Source organism: Streptomyces sp. NPDC048442 (genome assembly GCF_040651475.1).
Classification (GTDB): Bacteria; Actinomycetota; Actinomycetes; order Streptomycetales; family Streptomycetaceae; genus Streptomyces.
Map to the genome: position 1 here is coordinate 17633 of NZ_JBEZKB010000012.1, position 24595 is coordinate 42227.

The 24595-nt window shown below is 72.1% G+C and carries 22 protein-coding genes; 13 read left to right on the forward strand and 9 right to left on the reverse strand.

Going from position 1 to position 24595, the window contains the following annotated elements:
- Positions 1–39 precede the first annotated feature (39 nt).
- The 9 genes from AB0D18_RS19300 to AB0D18_RS19340 all read left to right on the forward strand — a co-directional run bounded on the left by AB0D18_RS19300 (position 40) and on the right by AB0D18_RS19340 (position 10573).
- Complete coding sequence (locus tag AB0D18_RS19300; protein ID WP_362419532.1) at positions 40–1182, forward strand: ROK family protein; 1143 nt, start codon at positions 40–42, stop codon at positions 1180–1182.
- A gap of 290 nt (positions 1183–1472) precedes the next feature.
- Positions 1473–2735, forward strand: a complete 1263-nt coding sequence (locus AB0D18_RS19305; RefSeq protein WP_362419535.1) for a medium chain dehydrogenase/reductase family protein — start codon at positions 1473–1475, stop codon at positions 2733–2735.
- Positions 2735–3505 (forward strand): SDR family NAD(P)-dependent oxidoreductase, encoded by a 771-nt coding sequence (locus tag AB0D18_RS19310; RefSeq protein WP_362419537.1) that lies wholly within the window; start codon positions 2735–2737, stop codon positions 3503–3505. Before AB0D18_RS19305 ends, AB0D18_RS19310 begins: the two co-directional genes overlap by 1 nt.
- The gene (locus tag AB0D18_RS19315; RefSeq protein ID WP_362419540.1) at positions 3502–4443 is read left to right on the forward strand and encodes a TIM barrel protein; all 942 of its coding nucleotides are present in this window, start codon (positions 3502–3504) and stop codon (positions 4441–4443) included. The genes AB0D18_RS19310 and AB0D18_RS19315 overlap by 4 nt, the downstream gene beginning before the upstream one ends.
- Entirely contained in the window at positions 4440–5159 is a 720-nt protein-coding gene (locus tag AB0D18_RS19320) for an HAD-IA family hydrolase (RefSeq protein WP_362419543.1), read from the forward strand. Before AB0D18_RS19315 ends, AB0D18_RS19320 begins: the two co-directional genes overlap by 4 nt.
- Before the next feature lie 88 nt (positions 5160–5247).
- Complete coding sequence (locus AB0D18_RS19325) at positions 5248–6477, forward strand: serine hydrolase domain-containing protein (RefSeq protein WP_362419546.1); 1230 nt, start codon at positions 5248–5250, stop codon at positions 6475–6477.
- Positions 6478–6580: 103 nt separating this feature from the next.
- Positions 6581–7381: an LLM class F420-dependent oxidoreductase gene (locus AB0D18_RS19330; protein WP_362419549.1), complete on the forward strand. Its 801-nt coding sequence runs from the start codon at positions 6581–6583 to the stop codon at positions 7379–7381.
- Positions 7382–7507: 126 nt separating this feature from the next.
- A complete protein-coding gene (locus AB0D18_RS19335) occupies positions 7508–9268 on the forward strand; it encodes an MFS transporter (RefSeq protein WP_362419552.1) in 1761 nt (586 codons plus the stop codon).
- Between the two features lie 99 nt (positions 9269–9367).
- Positions 9368–10573, forward strand: a complete 1206-nt coding sequence (locus tag AB0D18_RS19340; protein WP_362419555.1) for an MFS transporter — start codon at positions 9368–9370, stop codon at positions 10571–10573.
- Positions 10574–10591: 18 nt separating this feature from the next.
- Here AB0D18_RS19340 and AB0D18_RS19345 read toward each other — a convergent pair whose 3' ends face one another.
- Both AB0D18_RS19345 and AB0D18_RS19350 read right to left on the reverse strand, forming a co-directional pair.
- Positions 10592–12622: a transglycosylase domain-containing protein gene (locus AB0D18_RS19345; RefSeq protein WP_362419558.1), complete on the reverse strand. Its 2031-nt coding sequence runs from the start codon at positions 12620–12622 to the stop codon at positions 10592–10594.
- A gap of 119 nt (positions 12623–12741) precedes the next feature.
- Entirely contained in the window at positions 12742–13392 is a 651-nt protein-coding gene (locus AB0D18_RS19350) for a TetR/AcrR family transcriptional regulator (protein WP_362419561.1), read from the reverse strand.
- Between the two features lie 99 nt (positions 13393–13491).
- Between AB0D18_RS19350 and AB0D18_RS19355 the strand changes: the two genes are divergently transcribed.
- Positions 13492–13914 carry a DUF4345 domain-containing protein gene (locus AB0D18_RS19355; protein ID WP_362419564.1) on the forward strand — a complete coding sequence of 141 codons (423 nt, stop codon included), beginning with the start codon at positions 13492–13494 and terminating at the stop codon, positions 13912–13914.
- Positions 13915–14055: 141 nt separating this feature from the next.
- Here AB0D18_RS19355 and AB0D18_RS19360 read toward each other — a convergent pair whose 3' ends face one another.
- From AB0D18_RS19360 to AB0D18_RS19375, 4 genes are read right to left on the reverse strand one after another with little or no spacing between them, the layout of a single operon-like run.
- Positions 14056–15258 carry an XdhC/CoxI family protein gene (locus AB0D18_RS19360; RefSeq protein WP_362419568.1) on the reverse strand — a complete coding sequence of 401 codons (1203 nt, stop codon included), beginning with the start codon at positions 15256–15258 and terminating at the stop codon, positions 14056–14058.
- Positions 15251–17389, reverse strand: coding sequence for a xanthine dehydrogenase family protein molybdopterin-binding subunit (locus AB0D18_RS19365; protein ID WP_362419571.1), 2139 nt, complete (start codon positions 17387–17389; stop codon positions 15251–15253). The genes AB0D18_RS19360 and AB0D18_RS19365 overlap by 8 nt, the downstream gene beginning before the upstream one ends.
- A complete protein-coding gene (locus AB0D18_RS19370) occupies positions 17386–18378 on the reverse strand; it encodes a xanthine dehydrogenase family protein subunit M (protein ID WP_362419574.1) in 993 nt (330 codons plus the stop codon). Before AB0D18_RS19370 ends, AB0D18_RS19365 begins: the two co-directional genes overlap by 4 nt.
- Complete coding sequence (locus tag AB0D18_RS19375; protein WP_362419577.1) at positions 18375–19007, reverse strand: 2Fe-2S iron-sulfur cluster-binding protein; 633 nt, start codon at positions 19005–19007, stop codon at positions 18375–18377. Before AB0D18_RS19375 ends, AB0D18_RS19370 begins: the two co-directional genes overlap by 4 nt.
- A gap of 135 nt (positions 19008–19142) precedes the next feature.
- On the opposite strand from AB0D18_RS19375, the gene AB0D18_RS19380 reads away from it, so the two are divergent.
- On the forward strand, positions 19143–19802 hold the full coding sequence (locus tag AB0D18_RS19380) for a TetR/AcrR family transcriptional regulator (RefSeq protein WP_362419580.1): 660 nt from the start codon (positions 19143–19145) through the stop codon (positions 19800–19802).
- Here the strand turns inward: AB0D18_RS19380 and AB0D18_RS19385 are convergent.
- Positions 19684–20619, reverse strand: coding sequence for an AraC family transcriptional regulator (locus tag AB0D18_RS19385; protein WP_362419582.1), 936 nt, complete (start codon positions 20617–20619; stop codon positions 19684–19686). The two genes, AB0D18_RS19380 and AB0D18_RS19385, sit on opposite strands and share 119 nt — an antisense overlap.
- Between AB0D18_RS19385 and AB0D18_RS19390 the strand changes: the two genes are divergently transcribed.
- Positions 20618–21103 (forward strand): DUF2000 domain-containing protein, encoded by a 486-nt coding sequence (locus tag AB0D18_RS19390; RefSeq protein WP_362419585.1) that lies wholly within the window; start codon positions 20618–20620, stop codon positions 21101–21103. The two genes, AB0D18_RS19385 and AB0D18_RS19390, sit on opposite strands and share 2 nt — an antisense overlap.
- Positions 21104–21162: 59 nt before the next feature.
- Here the strand turns inward: AB0D18_RS19390 and AB0D18_RS19395 are convergent, their stop codons facing one another.
- The gene (locus AB0D18_RS19395; RefSeq protein WP_362419588.1) at positions 21163–22389 is read right to left on the reverse strand and encodes an agmatine deiminase family protein; all 1227 of its coding nucleotides are present in this window, start codon (positions 22387–22389) and stop codon (positions 21163–21165) included.
- Between the two features lie 388 nt (positions 22390–22777).
- Between AB0D18_RS19395 and AB0D18_RS19400 the strand changes: the two genes are divergently transcribed.
- Positions 22778–23314: a peptidylprolyl isomerase gene (locus AB0D18_RS19400; protein ID WP_362420101.1), complete on the forward strand. Its 537-nt coding sequence runs from the start codon at positions 22778–22780 to the stop codon at positions 23312–23314.
- Between the two features lie 7 nt (positions 23315–23321).
- Here AB0D18_RS19400 and AB0D18_RS19405 read toward each other — a convergent pair whose 3' ends face one another.
- On the reverse strand, positions 23322–24482 hold the full coding sequence (locus AB0D18_RS19405) for an AI-2E family transporter (protein ID WP_362419591.1): 1161 nt from the start codon (positions 24480–24482) through the stop codon (positions 23322–23324).
- Positions 24483–24595 lie beyond the last annotated feature (113 nt).

Below are 24595 nucleotides of genomic sequence, written 5' to 3' on the forward strand. Positions count from 1 at the left end.
CGGTAAGGGGTTGTTCCGAGGAGTAAGGGCAGTTCAGCCATGAATCCACCGACCGTGGTCATCGACGTGGGCGGCACCCATCTGCGGTGGGCCCGCTGGTCCCCCGAGGAGGGGCTGACCGAGCGGTCCGTACGCCCGGCGCCCGGCCGCCGACAGCATCCGCAGGCGACCGTCACCCAGTTGCGGGCGCTCATGGTCCGGGCGCTCAGCGACGCCGTTCCGGCCGAGCCGGGCGTGGTCGCCGGGGTGTCGTTCGGAGCCGCGCTGGACCACCGCACCGGTGTCGTGTACGGGTCGGCGCCGTTGTGGGGTCCGGCAGGGAGCCCCTTCGACCTGCTCGGGGCGGTGCGCGAGGTGCGGCCCGACGTCGACTGGCACCTCGTCAACGACGTCACCGCCGCGCTGTTCCACTTCGCTTCCGCGCCCGGTCGTGAGCACCACCGCAAGGTGCTGCTCGCGACCGTCAGCACCGGCATCGCCTGCCGCGTCATGGACCGGCGCACCGGCGCCGTGCCGGTGGACGGGTGCGGTTTGCAGGGCGAGATCGGCCATCTCCCGGCCACGGCCGCCCTGTTGGGCCGGTCCGTGGAGCTGGGCTGCGACTGCGGGGTGCTCGGGCACGTGGCGGCGTACTCCTCCGGGCCCGGCATCGCCCGCATGACCGAGGTGCTGCGGCAGCGCGCTCCCCGGGAGTGGCAGAACGGTGCCGTGCAGGCCGGCCTGCGGGCCGGGCAGCCCTTCGAGTCCGCGTTCCGTACGGCGCTGGACTCGGCCGATCCGCTCGCGAGGGAGCTCCTCTCCTCGGTGACGTCGCCCGTCGCGGACGTCCTGCGCACCGCACTCTGCCTCGACCCGGAGATCGACGAGATCGCGCTCACCGGGGGTGTGGCCGTCGGCCTCGGCGCCCACTACCGCAACGCGATCCTGGCCCATCTGGAGCGCCGGGGGCTCTATCTGACCAGCGACCGCAGCCCGCAGTGGGTCGCGGACCGCATCACCGTCTGCGCGAGCGGAGAGGCGGACGGGCTGGTGGGGGCGGGAATCGCCGCCACCACGGGCGCAGCGGCAACGGCCCGCGGGAAGGGTACCCCCGCTCCCGAGGCCCCCGGCGGCGGGGTGCTCGGTGATCAGGCGCCCGTCCGTCAGGGGCGCAGCCACGAGATCGGAGAGGTGTACGTATGAGAGCGTCGGCAAAATCCGCGGCGGAAAAGCGGAGAGAGCAGGGCCCGGCCCCCGCCGGGTCCGGGTCGGGGTCGGGGCCGAGGTCGGGGCTCTGGTCCGGGTCGACGTCCGGGTCCGGGCCGGTGCCCGAGTCCGGGCCGGTGCCCGAGTCCGGGTCCTGGCCCAGGTCCGGGTCCGGGCCGGCGTCCGGGTCCGGGTCCAGGCCCAGGTCGGTGTCCGGGTCCGGGCCGGTGCCCGGGTCCGGGTCCTGGTCCAGGTCCGGGTCGGCGCCCGGGTCCGGGTCCTGGCCGGTGCCCGGGTCCGGGTCCTGGTCGGGGTCCTGGTCGGGGTCCGGGTCCGGGCACCGGGCCCTCGTCCGGCAGGGGCAGCGGGTCCTCGTCCGTCGCCGTCCCACGCCGCGGCCCGCACCGGGTGAGATCCGTATCGCCACGCAGATCGCCGGAGTGTGCGGCACCGATCTGCAGATGCTGCGCGGGCTGCGGGACGACCCCTCTCCCGTCCTCGGTCACGAGGGCGTCGCCCTGGTGTCGGCCGTGGGCATGGGTGTCGGCGACGAGTTCGCCCCGGGGACCCCTGTCGTCGTCAACCCCACCCACCCCACCGACCCGTCCTTCCTGCTGGGCCACAACGTCGACGGCCTCTGGCAGGAGCAGACGCTCATCCCGGCGCACGCGGTACGCGACGGCCAGGTCATCCCGCTGCCGCAAGCACCGGAATCCGAACTGGCCGCGCTCCTCGAACCGCTCGCGGTGGTGCGCTACGCGCTCGCCACCCTGGCCGCCTTCCGGCCGCGCACGCTGCTCGTGTACGGGGACGGCACGGTCGGGCACCTCGCGGTCCGGGCGGCCCGCCACTGGCTCGGGGCCGAAGTGCGCACCGTACTGGTGCACCACACCGGGCAGGGCCTGGAGTGGAGCGCCGCCCGCTCCGCGCGGGCGGACCTCCTCCTCGCACAGGGGCCCGACCGCACCCGTACCCTGCGCGCGGTCTCGGCGGAAGGTCCGACGGCGGTCCTCCTCGCCACGCCTCGCGACGCGACGCGGGCCTGTCTGGAGGAGGCGGTGACCTTCGCCGGCGAGGACACCACCGTCGACGTGCTCGGCGGGCTGCCGCCGCTCGCCACGACCCCGCTGCTGCCGGGCATCGACCTGAACGCCGTCCGCGCGGCCAACTGCGCCGGACTGCCCGATCCCGCCCGCTGGGTGCACGCCCGTACCGGGACCGGCGGCCAGGTGCGGCTGATCGGTCACCGGGGCGTCGGGAACTCCCATCTGCGGGACGCGGCAGCCGAATTGTGCCGCGCGCCCGACCGTTACCGGGACCTGGTCACCCACTGCGTCGGCATCGAGGAGGCGGCCCCGCTGCTGAGCCGCCTGGCGCAGGACCGAAACCGCGTGTTCGACGGCAGACGCCTCGTCAAACTCGCGGTGCGCCTCGCACCGGACCCCCGGCCCACTCCCACCGTTCCCTCCCACACCGCTCGCGCCCACGCCCTCCCTTCGCACACCGCCCCTTCGCACACCACCCCTTCGCACACCACCACGGAGAACTGATGCCGACCCCCCTCCCCCTTCCGCTCTCGGGCCGTCCGGCCGTAGTGGTCGGCGGTTCCACCGGCATCGGCCGCGGCATCGCCGACGCCTGGGCGCACGCCGGGGCCGACGTCCTGGTGCTCAGCCGCTCCGAGCCCACGGGCCCCGGCGCCGAGGCGCTGCGCTGGGCTCCGCTCGACCTCACCGACCGGGCCGCCGCCCAGCGGCAGTTGGCGGCGGCCACCGAGGGCGACCTGCGGCTGGCCTGTTTCTCGGCGGTCCACTACGGCGACCGCCGCGCGCTCTTCGGTGACGCACCCGAGGACGAGTGGCGCCGACAGGTGGACGTCAATCTGCACGGGCTCTGGCTGACGCTCGCCGCCGCCCTTCCGGCGCTCCGCCGTACCTCGGAGGCCGGGCTGTTCCTGGGCGTGTCCTCCGAGGTGGTCTTCAACGCCGGGCCAGGACGGTCCGGTTACGCCGCCACCAAGGCGGCGGGAGCCGCGTTGCTGAACTCCGTGGCCCAGGAGCAGGACCCGGACGACGTCCGCATCGTGCAGGTGCTTCCGGCGGGCATGGTCGACAGCCCCGGGATCCGGCGGCGCAGGCCGGGCGGCTTCGACTACAGCGACTACATGCAGCCCGCCCAATTCGGCGCGGTGGCAACCGAGTTGGCGCTCAACGCGAGCACAGAACAGCACGGCGCCAGCCTGGTCGTCGACGGTGGGGGAAAGTGGCGGCCGGTCGGCGACGAGGCACCGGTCTCCCAGAGCCGCCGGACCGCGTCGTGATCCTGCCGGAGCCGTCCGCCACCACCGCCGACGCCCCTCCCGCTCCGCGCATCGCCCTCGCGGACTGGCGGCTGCCCGTGGCCGGGAAGGCCGCCGTCGAGCTGGCAGCCCGTACCGGCGCGGACGCCGTCCAGCTCGACCTGGGCGGCCCCGGCCGGGCCGACTGGCTCGACGCACCCGGTTCGGTCGCGGCCCTGCGGGAGACCGCCGAGGCCACCGGCGTGGAGCTCGCAGCGCTCTCCGGGAACCTGCTCAACGACATCGGCCTGACCGCGCCGGAAGGCAGCGCCCCGGCGGACCTCGTCCGTACGACGCTGCTCCGGCTCCTGGACACGGCCACCGCGCTCGGCGTGCCGCTGGTCTTCGTGCCGAGCTTCCGCCGCAGTGCCATCGACAGCGCATCCGACCTGCGCCGGACCGCGACCGTGCTGGCCTGGGCCGCGCGGGAGGCGGCGGACCGGAACCTGCTCCTGGCGAGCGAGAACGCCCTCTCCCCCACGGACTCCCGCGACCTCGTCGAAGCGGTCGCGTCGCCCGCCTTCCGGCTGCTGCTCGACACCTACAACCCGCGCGCCGCCGGGGTGGACGTGCCCGAGCTGATCCGCGTCAACGCCCCCTGGATCTGCGGCCAGGTCCATCTGAAGGACGGGCTGCGGGGAGAGGGCGGCGGCGTGCCGTTGGGCGGGGGCGACGGCCGGCTGACCGAAACCCTGACCGCGCTCGCCTCGTATGCGGTGCCCGTGGGAACGCTGGTCGTGGAAACGGACCACCGGGGGAGCCCGGCGGGCCGGCCGCCCGCCGGTCCCGGGAGCACAGACCTCATGGCCACAGACCTCGTGGCCACAGACCCCTTGGCCACAGACCCCTTGGCCGCCGACATCGCATGGAGCCGGCGCCACGCAGGAATTCTCCGCCACCCCACCGAAGGAACATCATGAGCATCACCACCGACACACTCCCCACCACAGCTCCGGCACACCGCGTGAAACTGACCGCCGAAGCCCTGCTGTTCGACATGGACGGCACCCTCGTCGACTCGACCGTCGTCGTCGAGCGGACCTGGCGGAACTTCGCCCACCGGCACGGCCTGGACGCCGACGAGATCCTGGCGACGGCGCACGGCCGGCGCACCGGGGAAACCGTCGCCCGGTACGCACCCGCCGGTGTGGACGCGGCAGCCGAAACGGCGCGGCTGGAGGCAGCGGAAATCGACGACGTGGACGGCATCGTGCCCGTCCCCGGCGCGGCGGAACTGCTTGCCGGCCTGCCCGCCGAGAGCTGGGCGATCGTCACCTCGGCCGGCCGGGAGCTGGCCGTACGCCGCATGACGGCGGCCGGACTGCCCCTCCCCGCCTGCCTCGTCGGCGCCGAGGACGTCACCGAGGGAAAGCCGCACCCCATGGGCTACCTGGCAGCCGCCCGCACGCTGGGGACGGCCCCGGTGTCGGCCATCGTCTTCGAGGACGCCGCCGCCGGACTCGAAGCCGCCGTCGCCGCGGGCACCACGCCGGTGGTCGTCGGCCCGTACAGCGGTGCGGTGACGAAGGGCCTGATCCGCGTCACCGATCTGCGCGACGTGTCCGTCACCGCCCCCGGTCCCGGCCTGCTGCGCGTGGGTCTGACGGTACGGACCACACCTCTTCCGGCCCCGTAGAGCGCGAGCGTCTTCCTCTCTGTTCTTCCTTGTTCTTCCTTCTCGTTCTTCCTTCTCTGTTCTTCCTTCTCTCCTGGAGCGCATCCGCATGTCCATTTCCCCGCCGGCACAGACCGCGACCCCGGCCTCCCTCGTGCACGGTTACGTCGCCGAGGGATTCGAGTCCGTCCGCGAGGAGTTCGTCCGCAACCTCCGGGAGCGGGACGAGCTCGGCGGCGCGTTCTGCGCCCAGGTGAACGGCACGCCCGTCGTCGACATCTGGGGCGGCACGGCCGATGCCGGGACCGGACGGCCCTGGGAGAGCGACACCCTGGAGATGATCTTCTCCGCGAGCAAGGGGATCGTGGCCATCACCCTGCTGGTCCTGGTGGACCGGGGCCGGCTCGACCTCGACGCCCCGGTGGCCCACTACTGGCCGGAGTTCGGCGCCGCGGGCAAGAGCGCCATCACACTCCGCCAGGTCATCACGTACACGGCCCAACTGCCCGGCATCCGCGCCTCCGTCAGCCAGGACGACATCCAGGACCCGCGCGCCATGGCGGAGCTGCTCGCCGGCCAGGCGCCCGAGAGCGACAGCCGGGCGGAGGGCATCCTCTACGGCCCGTTCACGATGGGGTGGATCGTCGCCGAGGTCGTCCGCCGGGTGGACGGCCGCAGCATCGACCGGTTCTTCGCCGAAGAGATAGCGGGACCCCACGGCCTCGACATCCACTTCGGCATCCCCGCCGAGCACGAACACCGGGTCGCGCGCCTGGAGTACGGCCAGAACTTCCTCGACCAGTACACCGGCTTCTTCACCAGCGGCGACGCGCTGACGCAGCGCATCTGGCAGAACCCCGTCCCCTTCCCGCACGAGGAGATGATCTGGAACCGCAGCAGCCGCCGCACCAGTCTGGTGCCCGCCGCCAACGTCTTCGGGACGGCCAGGTCGCTCTCCGCCCTGTACGGGATCCTCGCGGCCGACGCCGTGCGCACGCCCGGTGAGCCGTACGTGCTGGTCTCGCGCGCGGTGGCGGACGACGCCAGGCGCGAGTACGTGCGCAAGGTGGACCAGCTGATCAACATCCCGATGGTGTACGGCGGCGCCGGTTTCCGGCTGCGCACCACCCCGCGCCCCGGCGCGGACGGCGACTCCTTCGGCCACGACGGCGGCGGCGGCTCGGCCCACCTTGCCTGGCCCGGTGCCGGTGTCGGCGTCTCGTACGTCACCAACCGGCTGATCGCGGTCGGCCCCGACGACAAGCGGGCAGGCTCCCTCCTGAAGGCCCTCGCCGCGAAGCTCAACGAGACGACGGCCGGGCTGCCGGACGCCCGCTGAATCGTCAGCACCCCCACCGTCCCCGTCCCAGCCCCCCCGTACGGAACCGAGAAGAGGTCATCCCATCGAAACCGGAGTCACCATCTTCGCCACGGCATCGACCGTGCCGCCCGGCTGTCTCGCGCGCACGGTGGAGGAGCGCGGCCACAGCGCCCTGTACTTCGCCGAGCACACCCATCTGCCCGTGACGCCCCAGACCGCACAGCTCCCCCCGGAGTTCAGCAACACGTACGACCCCTTCGTCGCCGCGACCGCCGCCGCGGCCTCGACGCAGCGCCTGCGGGTGGGCAGCGCGATCTGTCTGGTCGCCCAGCACGACCCCGTCGTGCTGGCGAAGACGGTCGCCACGGTCGACCAACTCTCCTCGGGACGGGTCGACTTCGGGGTGGGGGCGGGCTGGGTCGAGCAGGAGATGATCCATCACGGGGTGGACCCGGCGCGCCGGTTCGCCCGGATGAAGGAGCACGTCGAAGCGATCAGGACGATCTGGCAGCAGGACGAGGCCGCCTTCCACGGCAAGCACGTCTCCTTCGAGCGGATGTGGTCGTGGCCCAAACCCGTGCAGCGGCCCCACCCGCCCGTCCTGATCGGCGGCATGGGCCCGACCGTCCTCGACCGGGTGCTCACCTACGGGGACGGCTGGCTGCCGGACTACGGGAACCACGAGACCTTCCTGCGCACCCTGCGCCGGGTGGCCGAACTGCGTTCCCGCGCCGAGGAGGCGGGGCGCGGCCCGCTCCCGGTGGTGCTGGCCGGGCTGCCGCACGACCCGAAGGCGCTCGAACAGTGCGCGGAGGCGGGGGTCACCCGGGCCCTCACGCTGTTGCCCTCGAAGGACCGAGGCACCGTCGAACGCTCCCTGGACAGCTACGGGCGCAGCATCGCACGGTGGCTGGGCGAGTAGCCGTGCAATGAGTAGGTCAAGGATTCGGCTCGTACGGCGATCATCGGAATAGTCGCCCCGGGAAACAGGTTCGGGTTACACGTAACTTGCCCGCACCCTTATGCCGCCTTCCGGAGGCCCTCCGTAATGTCTCAGCCGACGACCAGCACTCGCCGAACAGGCGGCGTCGTCCCCGTACTTGCCTTCGCCGGCATCGTCGTCGCGGTCATGCAGACGCTGCTCGTGCCGGTGATCAAGGACCTGCCCGAGCTGCTGAGCACCTCACCCTCGAACGCCACCTGGGTGATGACCGCGACCCTGCTCGCCGGTGCGGTGTCCACTCCGATCATGGGTCGTCTCGGTGACCTCGCGGGCAAGCGCCGGATGCTGATCACCAGCCTCGCGATCATGGTGGTGGGCTCGCTGATATGCGGGTTCACCGACCAACTCCTCGTGATGATCGCGGGCCGTGTGCTGCAGGGCTTCGCGATGGGTGCCATTCCGCTCGGCATCGGTCTGATGCGCGACATGCTGCCGGCCGAGAAGCTCGGCTCGGCCATGGCGCTGATGTCCTCCTCCATCGGCGTGGGCGGCGGTCTCGCCCTGCCGCTCGCCGCGCTCGTCGCCCAGCACGCCGACTGGCACATGCTGTTCTTCGGCGCGGCCGGCCTCGGGGTCCTGTCGATCGTCCTGACGCTCGTCGTCGTACCGGAGAGCCCGCTGCGCGCCAGGGGCAGCTTCGACGTCGCGGGCGCGCTCGGGCTCGCGCTCGGCCTTGTGCTGCTCCTGCTGCCGGTCACCAAGGGCAGTGACTGGGGCTGGGGCAGCTCCACCACCCTGGGTCTGTTCGGTGCGGCGGTCGTGGTGTTCATCGCCTGGGGCGTGATGGAGCTGCGCAAGAAGGCTCCGCTGGTCGACCTGCGCACCACCGTCCGCCGCGAGGTGCTGCTCACCAACCTCGCCTCGATCATGGTCGGTGTCGCCTTCTACGCGATCTCCCTGGTGCTCCCCCAGCTGCTCCAGCTGCCGTCCGCCACCGGCTACGGCCTCGGCCAGTCGATGGTCGTCGCCGGGCTGTGCGTCGCGCCGCTCGGTCTGACGATGATGTTCACCGCGCCCGTGTACGCGCGGCTGTCGGCGCGGTTCGGCCCGAAGGTCACGCTGATCCTGGGCATGCTGATCATCGCGATCGGTTACGGCGGCGGGCTCGGACTGATGAGCGCCGCCTGGCAGACCATCGTGATCTCGGTGGTCGTCGGCGCGGGCATCGGCCTCGCCTACTCCTCGCTGCCCGCGCTCATCATCGGTGCGGTCGACCCGTCCGAGACGGGCGCGGCCAACGGCCTCAACACCCTGATGCGCTCGATCGGCACCTCCGTGTCGTCGGCGGTCATCGGCATGGTGCTGGCCAACACGGCGCACCACGTGGGCGGCGTCGCGATCCCGACGATGCACGGCTTCCGCATCTCCTTCCTGATCGCCACGGCCGCGGTCGTGGTGGGCCTGGCGCTCGCCCTGTGCCTGCCCAAGCGGCGCGTGACCGTCGTGCAGCAGCACGTACAGCTGCGGGCGAGCAGCGAGGAGGACGCGCTCCTGGCGCGTGCCGAGGAGTCACTGGCGGCGTTCCGCGGCCGGGTCCTGGACCCGGCGGGCGCACCCGTCGCCCACGCCAAGGTGACGCTGATCGACCGGCGCGGCCGCCAGGCGGGCGCCGCCCGGACGGACGCCGACGGCCACTACTCGCTCGCGGTGCCGTCCGGCGGCCCGTACGTCCTCGCGGCGACGGCGGCGGGCCACGCCCCGCGCGCCTCGGCCGCCACCCACCACGGCGAGGACCGTCCGGTGCGCCTGGACCTGGCACTGGAGTCGGCCGGCGAGCACGTCGCACAGGGACAGCCGCAGGGATAGCGGCGGGGACAGCGGCAGGGACAGCGGCGGCCGGGGTGCGGTACTGCGTACGGCCCAGTCCCCCGCGCCCCGGTCCCGTTCGGTGTCTTGACTGGCGGTATGCACACCGAGGACACCGAGGACACCGGTCAGAAGCCGCCGGCCGCCGCGTACCGCAATCTGCTCGTGGCGACGGTCGGGTTCACGCTCACGTTCTGGGCCTGGGACCTGATCGCGCCGCTGGCCATCGGGTACAAGGAGCGGCTCGGCCTCAGCTCGTTCCAGCAGTCGCTGCTTGTCGCGACTCCGGTGCTGGTGGGGTCGGTGGGGCGGATTCCCGCGGGTGCGCTCACCGACCGGTACGGGGCGAAGCTGATGCTGCCGCTGGTCTCCGCGCTCACCATCGTCCCGGTGCTGCTGCTGATTCCCGCCAGGGACAGTTACGCCCTGATGCTGCTGGTCGGCTTCCTGCTCGGGCTCGGCGGCACGACGTTCGCGATCGGTGTGCCGCTGGTCAACTCCTGGTTCCCGCCCGCCAGGCGGGGCTTCGCTCTCGGTGTGTTCGGCATGGGGACGGGCGGTGTCGCGCTGTCCGGGTACTTCACGCCGCGCATCGCCGCGCACGGCGAGAACCTCCCCTTCGTCGTCGTCGCGGTCGCGCTCGCCGCGTACGCGGCGCTGGCGACCGTCCTGATCAAGGACCGGCCCGGCCGGGCCGTGCCCGTCGCGTCGCTCTCCTCCCGGCTGCGGCAGGCGGGCGCTCTGCGCGTGACGTGGGAGCTGTCCGCGCTGTACGCGATCGGGTTCGGCGGCGTCGTCGCGTTCGGCGTCTACCTGCCGACGTACCTCAAGACCTGGTACGAGCTGTCGCCGACCGACGCGGGCACCAAGGCCGCCGGGTTCGCCCTGGTCACCGTCCTGTTCCGGCCCCTCGGCGGCCGGCTGTCGGACCGTCTCCACCCGGCCGTCGTCACCGCCGGCGCGCTGGCCGTCGTGGCCGTCTTCGCCGTCGTCCAGGCCTTCGACCCCGCGCTGGGCCCGGTCGGGACGATCGCCCTGCTCGCGATGGCGGCCGGACTCGGCGCCGCGGGCGGCAGCGTCTTCGCCCTCGTCTCGCAGGTCACACCGCAGTCCCAGGTGGGCAGCGTCACCGGCATCGTCGGCGCGATGGGCGGCCTCGGCGGATTCGTACCGCCGCTGCTCATGGGTGCCATCTACAGCGCCAAGGACTCGTACTCGATCGGCTTCATGCTGCTGTCCGACCTCGCGCTGGCCGGGTGCGTGTACGCGTACGTCCGTATGCGCACGCTGCGCCAGGGCCCGTGACCGTACGGGGGAAGCGGTCTACTTCCCGGTGGCGTACGTGCTCCAGATCCGCAGCGGGAAGACATTGCCGCGCCCCGCACCGGTTCCGCCCACGTCCTGCATTCCCAGCAGTTGAGGGGTGCCCGGCTTGCTGCGGAACATCGTGACGGCCGTGGTCAGCCCCTCGGTGGTGCCGATGAACCAGGCCGACTTCATCCGGTCGTCCTTGCCGGTGGTACCCGCGGAGATGCGGCTGCCCACCGGCCTGGCGAACGCGTCGGCCCTCCGGTCCTCCCTCATCGCCTCCCAGGCCACCGCGCTCAGCGCGGAGTCCACGCTGTCCGCCACCGAGGCGTCCATCGCGCGCTGCGGCTCGGGCTTGTCGAATCCTTCGACCGACTCGCCGTCCCGGGTCATCCGGGTCACCGAGTAGGGCTCGGCCCGCATCCCCCGGTTGGTGAAGGCGGTGTACGCGTCCGCCATCCTGACCGCGCTCGGGGTGGACGTACCGAGGGGGAAGGACTTGTCCGGGCGGGCCAGGCTCTTCTCGTGCAGCCCGGCCTCGACAGCGAAGTCCTTCACCTTCTGCATCCCGATGTGCTTGCCGAGCTGTGCGATGGGGGCGTTCGCCTGGGTGCGCAGTGCGTCGTAGAAGGTCGTCGGCTTCGCGCCCGCCACCACCTGGCCGCCACCGACGCCGGGCTCGGCGACGGGTATCCCGCCCACGGAGACCTTCACCAGGCGCCCCGCGGTGTCGAAGCCGCTCTCCAGGGTGACCCCTTCGCCGTGCTGAAGGCCCGCGGCCAGCACGAAGGGCTTGAAGGCCGAGCCGACGGGGACGCCCGCGGTGTCGGCGTTGTTGACGAAGTGGGTGACCGCGTCGGCTCCGCCGTACACCGCGACCACGGCCCCGTCGGCCCGCACGGAGGCGGCGCCCACCTCCACGTACTTGTCCGCCTCGCGCTTCTTGGGGTCGAGGTCGCGCTCCCGCACGCTCCGTACGGCCCGCTCCAGCTGCTGCACCCTGGACTTTTCGAAGGTGGTGCGCACCCGGTAGCCGCCCTGGGCGAGTTCCTTGTCGGTGAGGCCCGAGCGCTTCTTGATGTACTTGTTGGCGATGTCGACGAGATAGCCGGTCTGGCCGCCGAGGCTGGTCGGCTTGACGGCCTTCTTCGGCTCGGGGAACTCCTGGTACCTGGCCCGCTCGGTCTTCGTCATCGAGCCGGTCTCCACCTGCCGGTCGAGGATCCACTTCCAGCGCTCGACGGCGCGTGCGTGGTTGCCGCCGCCGCCTGCCGGGTCGTACTCCTCGGCCCCCTTGAGCAGGGCCGCGAGCAGCGCCGTCTGGCTGGGATCGAGGTCCTTCGCGGGGATTCCGTAGTACGCGTGCGCCGCCGCCTGGATGCCGTTCGCGCCGCGGCCGAACCAGCTGGTGTTCAGATATCCCTGGAGGATCTCCTCCTTGCTCTTCGTGTTGTTCAGCTTCAGCGCGATGAAGAACTCCCGGAACTTCCGGGTGGCCGACTGCTCCTGGCTGAGGTAGGTGTTCTTCGCGTACTGCTGGGTGATGGTGGACCCGCCCTGGGTGTCACCGCCCTTGACGATGCTGACGACGGCGCGGGCGATCCCCTTCGCCGATACTCCCGGGTCGGAGTAGAAGGTCTCGTTCTCGGCGGCGATGACCGCGTGCTCCATCGAATCGGGTATGTCGGCGAGGGTGACGTTCTGCCGGTTGACCGAGCCCACGCTCACCATCTGGGTGCCGTCGGCCCAGTAGTAGACGGTGCCCTGCCGGCGTGCCTCGGCGTTCTCCTCCGGGATGTCGACGGACGCGTACACGAAGGCGAACAGCCCGACCAGCGCACCGAAACCGACCAGGAACCCGCTCAACACCTGAAGGCGCGAGGGGACCCAGCGGCGCCAGTTGCTCTTCCCCCGGCGGGGGTAGTCGACACGGAACCGACGGAGGCCGCGCAGCCCGCGCAGCCCGCGAAGCCCACGGACATCGCGCAGCAGGCGGCGCCCACGGCGCCCTCGGCTGCGTTTCGTACGGCTGGAGTGTCGGGCCATGCGTCAGCTCCTCGTTCACAGACCCGCTCCGGCATCGGCGGGCCTTGTGAGAGGAGATGTTCCGGATAGCGATCAGGTTGTCTCGGCCAGCCGGTGTTCAGTCGCCATTCAGTCGGCGTTCACTCCTTCCCGTACGCCTTGAGCAGTGGCTCAAGCGAGCCCGTCAGCGCCCCGATGGCCACGTCGCGCAACTCCGTCCGCGTGCACGTCTCGTGCTCCAGCCAGTCCACGCACAGCACCTGTACGAAGACCAGCCACGCCTTCACGACCGCCGACATCGCCGCTCTGAGCCCCGGGTCCGTGACGTGGGAGGCGTCGAGCAACCGCTCGCGCAGCGCGTCGAGTTCGTTCGCGATGACGGTCTGGACGAGCCGGTCGCCGGCCAGGACGCGGTTCGCCGCGATCACGGTGTTGCGGTGGTCCGCGAAGTACGCGATGTGGGCGTCCAGCCCCTCGACGAGCTGCTCCTGCAGGGTGTCGGCCGGATCGAACCGCGACTGCGCGAGCAGGCTGTCCGCCACCTGCTGGTAGATCGCCACGAACAGATCGCGCTTGCTGGCGAAGTGGCGGTAGAGCAGCGCACGCGACACCCCGGCCGCCTCCGCGACGTTCTCCATCAGGACGTCGTCGTAGGCGTGCGCGGCGAAGAGCCGCGCGCCGACGGAGAGCAGCTGGGCCCGGCGGTCGTCGGGGGAGAGCCGTTTGCGAGGTACGCGCGCGGCGCCCGCAGCACCGGGGCCTCGGGAAGCACCAGGGGTTCGGGAAGGCACGGCACCACCTTACTTGACACACGTCTACTTACCCCCGCTACCTTAGTGGACACACGTCAACCAAGCGCCAACAGGGCGCCGGACAACGGGGGTTGCATCATGTCCACCGCTCTCAAAGTGCTCGCACGCATCATGGGCTTCTCCTGCGTGGCGATCGGCGTCCTGCACATCGTCGCTGGCAACGCCGCGATCCCCGGCGGGGAATCCGCAGGCCCGACGATCGACAGCCTGGGCCGCTTCTTCGGCGCGATCTTCGCCGGATACGGCCTCGCCTGGCTGTGGGCGGCCCGGCAGAGCCCCGTACCGGCGGCCGCCGTACGCGCCCTGGCCGCGATCTTCCTCCTGGGCGCGGCGGGCCGACTGCTGTCGCTCGCCACCGCAGGACAGCCGCACTCGTTCCAGATCGTCCTCCTGGTGATCGAACTCGCCCTGCCGCCCGTGTACTTCTGGCTGGCAACGGCCGACGAGAAGCAGCATGCAGCGGCGGCGAGCGGAGCGAAGGCCGATTCGGTACCCGCGTGAGCCGTCACCGCCCGCGCGGAAAGGCCCGGCGGTAGTCGCCCGGGGGCACTCCGAACTGCTTGAGGAAGTCTGGAGCGGGGTGGTGCCGGTGGCCGCCCTCAGCCACCGGTGCAGGGTGCGCGAGCTGCCTGTCGGGGCCCGTCAGGGAACGGACGCTGCGGAGCCGGTAACTCCCGGGAAGGCGGCGGCCGTTGGCGCACGACCACGGGGCGCGGCCGTGCCCGTCGACCGGCCGGTACCGTGCAGCGGCGTCCTGGTGCCGGTCAGTGGCAGGCCCGTGCCGCCGTACCGGGTCGCGACGATCTCCGCCGCGATCGACAGCGCGGTCTCCTCCGGCGTACGGGCGCCGAGGTCGAGGCCGATCGGTGAGCGGAGGCGGGCCAACTCGCGTTCGGTCAGGCCGGCTTCGCGCAGCCTGTGCAGACGGTCCTCATGGGTGCGGCGCGATCCCATCGCGCCGACGTACGCCACCGGCATCCGCAGGGCCGCCTCCAGGAGGGGCACGTCGAACTTGGCGTCGTGCGTGAGCACGCACAGCACGGTGCGCGCGTCGGTGGCCGTGCGGCTCAGATAGCGGTGGGGCCAGTCGACGACGACCTCGTCCGCCTCGGGGAAGCGGGCCCGGGTGGCGAACACCGGCCGGGCGTCGCACACCGTCACGTGGAAGCCCAGGAAACTGCCCGTGCGCACGAGTGCCGCCGCGAAGTCGACCGCACCGAAGACGATCATCCGGGGCGGCTCCACCCGGCACTCCACGAACAGAGTCACCCCGCCGGGGCAGTGGGACCCGTCGGCGGAAACGTCGACGGTGCCCGTACGGCCGAGACCCAGCAGCGCTCCGGCCTCGTCCCGCGCGATGCGGTCCAACTGCGCGGCGCCGCCGAGAGTTCCCTCGTACGAGCCGTCGGAGCGCACCAGCAGCGCCGCGCCCAGGAGTTCCCGCGGTCCGCGCACCACCCGTACGAGCGCCGCCGACCCGCCTTCGGCGAACGCCGTCAGGGCGGAGGCGATCACGGGCCTGGCGGGCGCGCCGACACCGACCGGCGTGACCAGCACCTCCACGGTTCCGCCGCAGGTCAGGCCAACGGCGAAGCCGTCGTCGTCGCTGTAGCCGAACCGTTCGACGGCCGGGCCGCCGTCGGCGAGGGCCTGTTGGCACAGTGCGTACACCGCGCCTTCCACGCACCCGCCGGAGACCGAGCCGATCGCCTGGCCTGCCGCGTCGACGGCGAGAGCCGCACCGGGTTCGCGCGGCGCGCTGCCGCTCACTTCGACCACGGTGGCGACCGCGAAGTCGCGCCCCTCTTCGATCCAGTGCGCCAACTGCCCTGCAATGTCAAGCACGTTCGGCCCTCGGTTCGGCCGACAGCACGCGGTCGGGCCGGATCGGCAGATGGCGGTGGCGTACGCCGGTCGCGTGCCAGACCGCGTTGGCGATCGCCGCCGCCGCGCCGACGATGCCGATCTCGCCGATGCCCTTGATCCCCACCGGGTCGTCCTCGTCCTGGTCGTCGGGGAGCCAGTGGGCCTCGACGTGCGGGACGTCCGCGTGGGACGCGACGTGGTAGCCGGCCAGGTCGGCGCCGACGAGGGCGCCCGAGGCCCGGTCCCGTACCGCCTCTTCGTGCAGGGCCATGGAGATGCCCCAGACCATTCCGCCGGTCAGCTGGTTGCGGGCGGTCAGCGGGTTGACGATCCGGCCCGCGGCGAAGACGCCGAGCATCCGGCGCACCCGCACCTCGCCGGTGGCGACGTCGACTGCCACCTCCGCGAACTGCGCGCCGAAGGAGTGCCGTTCACGCTGCGGCAGCGCCATGATCGCCTGCGTCGTGTCCGAGCGCACGGTGACGCCCTCCGGCGGGATGTCGGCGCCGGGCGCGAGCAGGGTGCGCAGCTCCTGGGCGGCGGCGGTGATCGCCCAGGCCCAGGAGCGGGTGCCCGCCGAGCCGCCCGCGACCATCGCGGGACCGAAGTCGCTGTCCCCGATCAGGACGCGGACCCGCTCCGGCCGGGTCTCCAGGGCGTCGGCGGCGATCAGGGTGAGCGCGGTCCGCGCGCCCGTCCCGATGTCCGCCGCGGTGATCCGAACAGTGAAGCGGCCGTCGGGCTCGGCCGTGATCGCCGCCGTCGACGGCATGGCCCCGGCGGCGAAGGAGGCCGCCGCCGTGCCCGTGCCCAGCAGCCACCTCCCGTCGCGACGCCGCCCCGGGCGGGGGTCGCGGTCCGCCCAGCCGAACCTGGCCGAGCCCTCCCGGAAGCAGTCGAGCAGTCGACGCCCCGCGAACGGCAGGCCCGACACGGGCCCCCGGTCGGTGTCATTGCGGGCGCGCAGGTCGATCGGGTCGACGCCGCACTTCTCCGCCAGCTCGTCGAACGCGCTCTCCAGCGCGAACGACCCGGGCGCCTCGCCCGGGGCGCGCATGAACGTCGGGCTGGGCACGTCGAGCGGTACGACCTGATGGGCGGTGCGGTGCGCCGGGGCGTCGTACAGCACCCGTCCCGGCGTGGCGCTCGGCTCCAGGAACTCCGACACCGTGGAAGTGACGTTCAGCGCGGTGTGCTCCAGTGCGCGCAGCCGCCCGTCGGGTTCCGCACCGAGCCTGACCCGCTGGGCGGTGGGGCTGCGGTAGCCGGCCAGCGTGAACATCTGACGCCGGGTCAGCACCACGCGTACCGGGCGCTGGAGGAGCGTCGCGGCCATCACCGCGGCCACCTGGTTGGCCCGCGGGCCCTTGGAGCCGAAGCCGCCGCCGATGTGCTCGGAGCGCACGTGCACCGAGGCCGGATCGAGCGAGAAGAGGTTCGCGAGGTCGCCCCTCACCCACCCGGCGCCCTGGTTGGAGTCGACGACTTCGAGCCGCCCGTCCTCCCAGCGCGCCGTCGCCGCGTGCGGCTCCATCGAGTTGTGGTGCTCCTCGGGCGTGGTGTACTCGGCGTCCACGACCACGGCGGACGCGGCGAGTTCGGCCGTCAGGTCACCCTTCTCGGTCACCGCCGCGGCGTGCGGGACGCCCGTCGCCGTGACCGCCCCCGCGCGGCCTGCGGAGAACGCCACGTCGTGCGGTTCCTCGGCGTAGCGGACCACGAGCGACTCGGCGGCCTCCCGCGCCTGCTCGGACGTCTCGGCCACGACCAGCGCCACCGGCCAGCCCGCGTACGGCACCCGGTCGTTCTGGAAGAGTGCGACCGCGGGATCGGGCGTCAGTCCCATGAACGCCGAGTGGCTGGTGTCCAGCCGCGGGGCGTTCCCGTGGTGCAGCACCGCGAGCACACCGGGCATGGCGAGGACGGGCCCGTCCTCCACCGCGAGGATGCGGCCGCGCGTCACCGTGGACAACGCCAGCCAGCCGTGGGCGAGTTGATCGAAGGGGATCTCCGCGGAGTAGCGGGCGGCCCCGGTGACCTTGTCGTACCCCTCCACCCGTGAGTGCGGGGTGCCGACGGAGCCCTTCAGGGAGGTGGTGGTACTGGTCATCGGGCGGCCTCCTCGGCGAGTTCGGTGAGCACGGCGACCACGAGATTGCGGACGAGGGTCACCTTGTACCCGTTGTGCTCAAGCGGCGAAGCGGCGGCGAGTTCGGCGTCCGCGGCGGCTGCGAAGGTGTCGGCGTCCGCCGGTGCACCCCTGAGCACCTGCTCCGCCGCGAGGGCCCGCCACGGCCGCGAGGCGACCGCGCCGAGAGCGAGGCGCACGTCCCGTACGACACCCGCCTCGACGTCGAGCGCGGCGGCGACCGAACCGATCGCGAAGGCGTACGAGGCGCGCTCGCGCACCTTCCGGTAGCGGGAGGCGGCGGCCACCGGTGCGGGCGGCAGGGCGATGGAGGTGATCAGCGCGCCGGGCGGCAGAGCTGTCTCCCGGTGCGGGGTGTCGCCCACCGGCAGATAGAAGTCTGCCAGCGTCAACTCGCCCAGGCCGTCGGTGGTTTCGTACGAAACCACCGCGTCGAAGGCGGCGAGCGCGACGGCCAGGTCGGAGGGGTGCACGGCGACGCAGTGGCCGGAGGCTCCGAGGATCGCGGCGTTGTGGTGCTCGCCGGTCAGGGCGGGGCAGCCGGTGCCGGGTGAGCGTTTGTTGCAGGGCCGCGCGACATCGGTGAAGTAACCGCAGCGGGTGCGCTGGAGGAGGTTCCCGCCGACCGTGGCCATGTTGCGCAGCTGCCCGGAGGCCCCGGCCAGTACGGCCTGCGTCAACGCCGGGTAGCGGAGGCGGACTTCGGGGTGGGCCGCGAGGTCACTGTTGGTGACGGTGGCGCCGATGTGCAGAGTGCCGTCCGCCGCGGTCTCGATGCGGTCCAGTGGAAGGTCGCGCAGGTCCACCAGGCGGGCGGGCCGCTCCACACCGGACTTCATCAGGTCGACGAGATTGGTGCCGCCGCCGAGGAAGCGGGCCTCGGGATCGGCGTCGAGGAGCGCGAGCGCTCCTGGCACGTCGTACGCGCGCTGATATCCGAACTCCCTCATGCCGCAGCCTCCTTGGAGTTGCCGGCCGCGCCTTCCCGGGCATCGGCCGTGTGTCCCCGGGCCTCGGCCGTGTGCCCCCGGGCATCGGCCGCTCGCGCGACCGCCTGGACGATCGCCGCGTACGCCCCGCAGCGGCACAGGTTGCCGCTCATCCGTTCGCGGATCTCGTCACCGGTGAGCGGCGGTGGTACGTCCTGGGGCCGCACGTCCTCGGTGGCCGCGCTGGGCCAGCCGGCCGCGTGCTCCTCGATGACGGCGACGGCGGAACAGATCTGCCCCGGGGTGCAGTAGCCGCACTGGAGGCCGTCCAGATCGAGGAAGGCCTGCTGCACCGGATGCAGCTGCCCGCCCTCGGCCAGTCCCTCGACGGTGCGGATCTCACGCCCCTCGGCGGCCACGGCCAACTGCAGGCAGGTCAGGGAGCGTTGACCGTCGATCAGGACGGTGCAGGAGCCGCACTGCCCCTGGTCGCAGCCCTTCTTGGTGCCGGTGAGGTCGAGCCGCTCGCGCAGGGCGTCGAGCAGGGTGGTGCGGTGGTCGACGGTGAGCGAATGCTTCTCGCCGTTGACGTTCAGAACGATGACACTGGAGGTGGGTGCTGATATGGATGCGGATGCGGATAAGGCCATGGTCGGTCTTCCTTCGCGCCGGCAGTTAGAGTGGACTCAACCGGACAGCTGTCCGTTACTGAAGTACGGGAAACGTACCGGACAATTGTCCGCTTAACAAGGCCGGGTGCGTCGGCGACCCCACGAGGAGGGCGAGTGGACGAGAAGAGGGCCGTGCCCGTTCGGGTCGACGCGCAGCGCAACCGCGAGCGCATCCTGGAAGTGGCGCTGACCGAACTGACCCGCGCCGCCGACGCACCGCTGAGCGCCATCGCCCGGAAGGCGGGCGTGGGCCAGGGCACCTTCTACCGCAACTTCCCCAACCGGGAAGCACTGGTACTGGAGGTCTTCCGCCACGAGATGCGCCAAGTCGCGGACTGCGCGAGCCAGTTGCTCGCCACCCGCCGGCCGGACGAGGCACTGCGGGAGTGGATGGACCGGCTCGCACTGTTCGCGATGACCAAGGCGGGCCTCGCCGAGGCGATCCGCCAGGTGACCAGCGCGCCCGGCGGCCCGGCGAAACCGGCGCACACTCAAATCACCGACGCCGCCGACCTGCTGCTGCGCGCCAGCGAACAGGTGGGGACCATCCGCCCCGGCGTGAGCGCCGACGACCTCCTCCTCGCCGTCGCGGGCCTCTGGCAGATCGACCCCTGCGGCGACTGGCAGCCGCGCGCCGCCCGGCTCCTGGACCTCGTCATGGACGGACTGCGCGCGGGCGCGTCGCGTACCGCCCCGCAGTCGCGTATCGCCCCGGAGTCGCGTACCGCCCCGCAGTCGCGTACCGCCCCGGAGTCGTGCCCACCACCTTCTTGAAGTGCCGGGTCAGGTGCGACTGGTCGTAGAAACCGACGGCCGTCGCCACTTCACCCGCCGGCCGCCCGTCGAGGAGCAGCCGGCGGGCGTGGTCGATGCGGCGGGACATCAGGTACTGGTGCGGGGCGATCCCGTACGCGCCACTGAACGCCCGTACGAGATGGGTGGGATGAGCGTGCACCAGGCGGGCGGCCTCGTCCAGGGTGATGCCCTCGTGCAGGCGGGCGTCGAGGAGCTCACGGAGGTCCTGGGCGACCCGGTGGTCGGGCTCGGACCGCGGGAGGAGGAGGCGGGGGCGCAGATGGGTGCGGAGCCGTTCGCCGATGAGGGCGAGCCGGCTCTCGGCCTCGAAGGCGTCGCCGGGGTGGCTGAGGGCGGTGTGCAACTGGCCAACGCGGGTGCGGAGTTGAGGATCGGCCAGGTCGGGCCCGTCCACTGCCGCGCCGATCAGGCTGTCGTCGAGATGCGTCGAGTCCAGATAGAGAACGCGCTTGCGGAACCCCTGCGCGGTGGCGGGTGAGCCGTTGTGCGGGACGTGCGGCGGGAGCAGGCTCACGGTGTCGCCGGGGGTGCCGCGCTCAAAGCGGTCCAGGTCGTAGCGGACCGCCCCGTCGTCGACGATCAGCAGGGTCCAGGCGTCGTGCACGTGCATGGGGTAGGCGTGCTCGGTGAAGTGGGCGTGGAACACCTCGACGACACCGGCGACCGGCGGCTGCCAGGCGGTGACTTCCTGCGGCGGACGGGGCCGGGATGCTGCGGGGCTCACGCTAGGAACGTACAAGACCGGGCAGACGCCGACGAGCGAGTCTCGAAGCATGAGAAACGACGAGAACCCCGCTGCCGCCACCACCCCTGACGTCGACACCGCCCCGGCCCCCGGCCCCGCCCCTGTCCGCTTCGACACCAAGATCGCCGTGCTGCTGCGCGAGGACCTGGAGACCTGGCAGCGGCTGAACGTGACCGCCTTCCTGGTCAGCGGTCTGGGCACGACCGTGCCCGAGGTGATCGGCGAACCGTACGCGGACGCCGACGACACCGCGTACCTGCCGATGTTCCGCCAGCCCGTGATGGTCTTCGAGGGTACGAAGGAGAACCTGACGGCCGCGCACGCCAAGGCGCTGTCGCGGGGCCTGTCGGTGGGCGTCTTCACCTCGGACCTGTTCGCGACGGGCAACGACCGGGACAACCGGGCGGCGGTACGGGCCGTCGGCAAGGACGGCCTCGACCTGGTCGGCATCGCGGTGCACGGCGCGCGGGGCGCGGTCGACAAGGCCGTCAAGGGCGCCCGCATGCACCCGTAACTCCGCCACCCTTGCGACTGTGCGCGCGACCGGGCCGGGTCCTCGGCGGGTGGCTGCCGTCAGGCGGCGGGCTTCCCTGGCTGGTCGTGCGTCGCGCAGTGGATGCCACCGCCGCCGGACGCGAGGGTGTCAATCCTCACCTGCACGACCTCGCGCTTCGGGAAGTGTTCCTGGAGGATGCCCCGCGCGCGGTCGTCGGCCTTCCGGTCGCCGAACTCGGGGAGGAAGACCGAGCCGTTGGCGACGTAGAAGTTGGCGTAGGCCGCCACGAAGTCGTCGCCCCCGCCCCTGATCCGGTCGAGGTCGGGCTGCGGCAGGTCGACGATCTCGAAGCTCCGCCCGCGCGCGTCCGTGGCACTGCCGAGCACCGAGCGGGCCTGGTCGGCCGAGCGGGACCAGGAGTCGGCGGGCGCGGAAGGGAACGCCCGGTCCAGGAGGACGACACCCGGCGCGGTGAACCGTACGAGACTGTCCACGTGCGCGTCGGTGATGTCCTCGCCGCGTACACCGGCCAGCCAGACCACCTTCGTCACGCCGAGGGTCTCGACGAGCTCCTTCTCGATCCGGTCCCGGGTCCTGCCCGGGTTGCGGTTGTCGTTGACGAGCGAGCTCTCGGTGACGAGGAGGGTGCCCTCGCCGTCGGTCTCGAAGGAACCGCCCTCGGCGACGAGGGGCGCCTGGACGCGGGGGATGCCGTACGTGCCGAGCAGGGTGCGGCCGACGCGGGCGTCGTCGGTGTGCTGCTGCTTGTCGCCCCACCCGTTGAAGTGGAAGTCGACCCCGACGACCTTGCCGCCGCCCTCCCCTTCCTCCCTCTCCTCCCCTTCCGCCCCCTCCTCCACGAAGACGGGGACGGTGTCCCGGGCCCACAGGTCGTCGACGGCGAGCGGGATCACCTCGACCTGCGCCCCGCACGCCCGCCGGGCCGCCGTCTGTTGCTCCGGCCGGGCCAGCATCACCACCGGCTCGTACTCCGCGACCGCCCGCGCGATCCGGGCGATGTCCTCCCGTACGGAGGGAAGGTCGTCCTCCCACACGGAGGCGCGGGCGGGCCAGGACATGAACGTACGGGCGTGGCTCTCCCACTCGGCGCAGAAGCGGCGCTCGGCGTTCACGGCCGGGGTGTTCGAGCCGGTGCTGGTACGACCGCCCGGCGCGGACTTCTCGGGGCGGGTGCCCTGCGCGGAGCCTTCCGGCGCGCAGGAGGTGGTGCCGATGACGAGGGCACCACCGCTTCCGGCGACAGCGCGCAGGGCGGTGCGGCGGGAGGTACGAGGGTGGGACATGGCGGCACTCCGATCGTGGCTGGCGAGGGTATCCGAACAGAGGATGTGCCCCGCGGGGTGAGCAGATCGTGGCGACCCGCGCGACGGGGCAGCACGGACAGACCGCAGCACCGACAGACCGCAGCACGGACAGACCTCTGTCCGGTTGGTCTCGTACGTTTCCGCAGCTCCTGGCCCCGGGGCCGTCCGGGGCCGGGTTTGCACGTCCGTACGGGTGACAGCCGCGGTGTTCCCCCGGGCGGGTGCGACGCCCGGGGGAACACTGGGCCTCCGACTCGTCCGTTCGTTTTCTCCCCCGGAAGGCCCTTCACTCGTGCGCCGTCGCTCGGTTGTCCTCACTGTCTCCGCCGTCTCCGCCGCCGCTCTGGCGATCCCGCTCCTGTCCGGCATCACCTCCGCCGGGGAACCGGCCGGCTCCCGGGCCGCCTCCGCCGTCGGCAAGAACGTCTTCTTCGACGTCGCCATCGGCGGCCGTCCCGCCGGGCGCATCGTCCTCGCCCTCCGCGACGACGTCGCACCCCGTACGGCAGCCAACTTCCGCGCCCTGGCCACCGGCGAGAAGGGCTTCGGCTACAAGGGCTCCGGCTTCCACCGGGTGATCCCCCATTTCATGCTCCAGGGCGGCGACTTCACCCACCACAACGGCTCCGGCGGCCGGAGCATCTACGGCGCCAAGTTCAAGGACGAGCAGTTCACCCTGAAGCACACGGGGCCCGGCGTGCTGTCGATGGCCAACAGGGGCCCCGACACCAACAGTTCGCAGTTCTTCATCACGACGGCCGCGGCCTCCTGGCTGGACGGCAAGCACGTCGTCTTCGGGAAGGTCGTCAAGGGGATGGACGTGGTCCGCAAGGTCGAGGCCCAGGGCACCCCGGACGGCACGCCCCGCGCCTCGATCTCCATCGCGGATTCCGGGGTGCTCTGAGCTTCCGCTACGCCGAAGCGGGGGTGGTGCCGGTGGACGACTCGTCGCGGTCCTGCTCCGCCTCCGCATCCGGTCGCGTGGCTGCCTGTTGCGGGCCCTGTTGCGCCGGCTCGCCGAGCTGTGCTCGTACGTAATTCCAGATCACCGCGGTCAGCGCGGCCGCCGGTACGGCGAGCAGGCTGCCGACCACCCCGGCCAGGCTTCCGCCCAGCACCACCACCAGCAGGACCACCGCCGCGTGCAGGCCGAGACCGCGGCTCTGGATCATGGGCTGGAACACATTGCCCTCCAGCTGCTGCACCACGACGATGATCGCGAGCACGATCAGCGCGTCCGTCGGACCGTTCGACACCCACGCGATGAGCACCGCGACGAAGCCGGCGAAGAAGGCACCCACGATCGGTACGAACGCGGCCACGAAGGTCAATACCGCCAGCGGCAGCACCAGGGACACGTCCAGGATCCACAGGCCGATGCCGATGAGGACGGCGTCGAGCAGACCGACGATCGCCTGGGAACGGACGAACGTGCCCAGCGTGGCCCAGCAGCGCGCAGCCACGACGGGAACGTGGGTGGCGAACCGGCCGGGGAGCTGACGGGTGAGCCACGGCAGGAAGCGCGGGCCGTCCTTGAGGAAGAAGAACATCAGGAAGAGCGCCAGCACCGCGGTGACCAGGCTGTTCACCACGGTGCTCACACCCGTGCCGAAGACGGTGACCACGCTGCCGACACTGTGCTGGAGGCGCTCGACCGCCGAGTCGAGGACGCCGGTGAGCTGGTCGTCGCCGATGTTCAGCGGCGGCCCTGAGGCCCACTCGCGCAACTGCTGGAGACCCGCGATCACTCCGTCGGTCAGCTTGCCGGACTCGGACGCGACCGGCACCGCGATCAGCGCCAGGATGCCCACGAGGAGCAGGAGGAAGACCACGGTCACCAGCGAGGCGGCCGGCGCGGGCCGCCACCCGTGCGCGCGCAGGAAGCGGACCGGCGGCCAGGTCAGCGTGGTGAGCAGCAGGGCCACCACGACCGGCCAGACCACCGACCACATCTGGCCCAGCAGCCACAGGGTCACCGTGGCCATCGCAAGGACCAGCAGTCCGTCGACGGATATACGCGCCGACCGCCGGAGCGCGGAGGCAGATTTCGCAGAACTCAACATGCCGGACATTCTGCCAGCCACCACTGCCCCGGCCGGTCACCACTCCCCCGGCCGGTCGCCGCTCCTCCACCCACAACTCCCGTGGGTCAACCGGGTGTTGACGCCCCGGCCAGGTCGGTCGC

What these genes read in the sequence shown, in the direction of transcription:
- AB0D18_RS19340 (WP_362419555.1), top strand. Translation starts at nt 9,368, where the DNA reads ATGCACACCGAGGACACCGAGGACACCGGTCAGAAGCCGCCGGCCGCC.
- AB0D18_RS19300 (WP_362419532.1), top strand. Translation starts at nt 40, where the DNA reads ATGAATCCACCGACCGTGGTCATCGACGTGGGCGGCACCCATCTGCGG.
- AB0D18_RS19310 (WP_362419537.1), top strand. Translation starts at nt 2,735, where the DNA reads ATGCCGACCCCCCTCCCCCTTCCGCTCTCGGGCCGTCCGGCCGTAGTG.
- AB0D18_RS19395 (WP_362419588.1), bottom strand. Translation starts at nt 22,389, where the DNA reads ATGTCCCACCCTCGTACCTCCCGCCGCACCGCCCTGCGCGCTGTCGCC.
- AB0D18_RS19335 (WP_362419552.1), top strand. Translation starts at nt 7,508, where the DNA reads ATGTCTCAGCCGACGACCAGCACTCGCCGAACAGGCGGCGTCGTCCCC.
- AB0D18_RS19385 (WP_362419582.1), bottom strand. Translation starts at nt 20,619, where the DNA reads ATGCTTCGAGACTCGCTCGTCGGCGTCTGCCCGGTCTTGTACGTTCCT.
- AB0D18_RS19325 (WP_362419546.1), top strand. Translation starts at nt 5,248, where the DNA reads ATGTCCATTTCCCCGCCGGCACAGACCGCGACCCCGGCCTCCCTCGTG.
- AB0D18_RS19375 (WP_362419577.1), bottom strand. Translation starts at nt 19,007, where the DNA reads ATGGCCTTATCCGCATCCGCATCCATATCAGCACCCACCTCCAGTGTC.
- AB0D18_RS19405 (WP_362419591.1), bottom strand. Translation starts at nt 24,482, where the DNA reads ATGTCCGGCATGTTGAGTTCTGCGAAATCTGCCTCCGCGCTCCGGCGG.
- AB0D18_RS19345 (WP_362419558.1), bottom strand. Translation starts at nt 12,622, where the DNA reads ATGGCCCGACACTCCAGCCGTACGAAACGCAGCCGAGGGCGCCGTGGG.
- AB0D18_RS19320 (WP_362419543.1), top strand. Translation starts at nt 4,440, where the DNA reads ATGAGCATCACCACCGACACACTCCCCACCACAGCTCCGGCACACCGC.
- AB0D18_RS19365 (WP_362419571.1), bottom strand. Translation starts at nt 17,389, where the DNA reads ATGACCAGTACCACCACCTCCCTGAAGGGCTCCGTCGGCACCCCGCAC.
- AB0D18_RS19390 (WP_362419585.1), top strand. Translation starts at nt 20,618, where the DNA reads ATGAGAAACGACGAGAACCCCGCTGCCGCCACCACCCCTGACGTCGAC.
- AB0D18_RS19370 (WP_362419574.1), bottom strand. Translation starts at nt 18,378, where the DNA reads ATGAGGGAGTTCGGATATCAGCGCGCGTACGACGTGCCAGGAGCGCTC.
- AB0D18_RS19355 (WP_362419564.1), top strand. Translation starts at nt 13,492, where the DNA reads ATGTCCACCGCTCTCAAAGTGCTCGCACGCATCATGGGCTTCTCCTGC.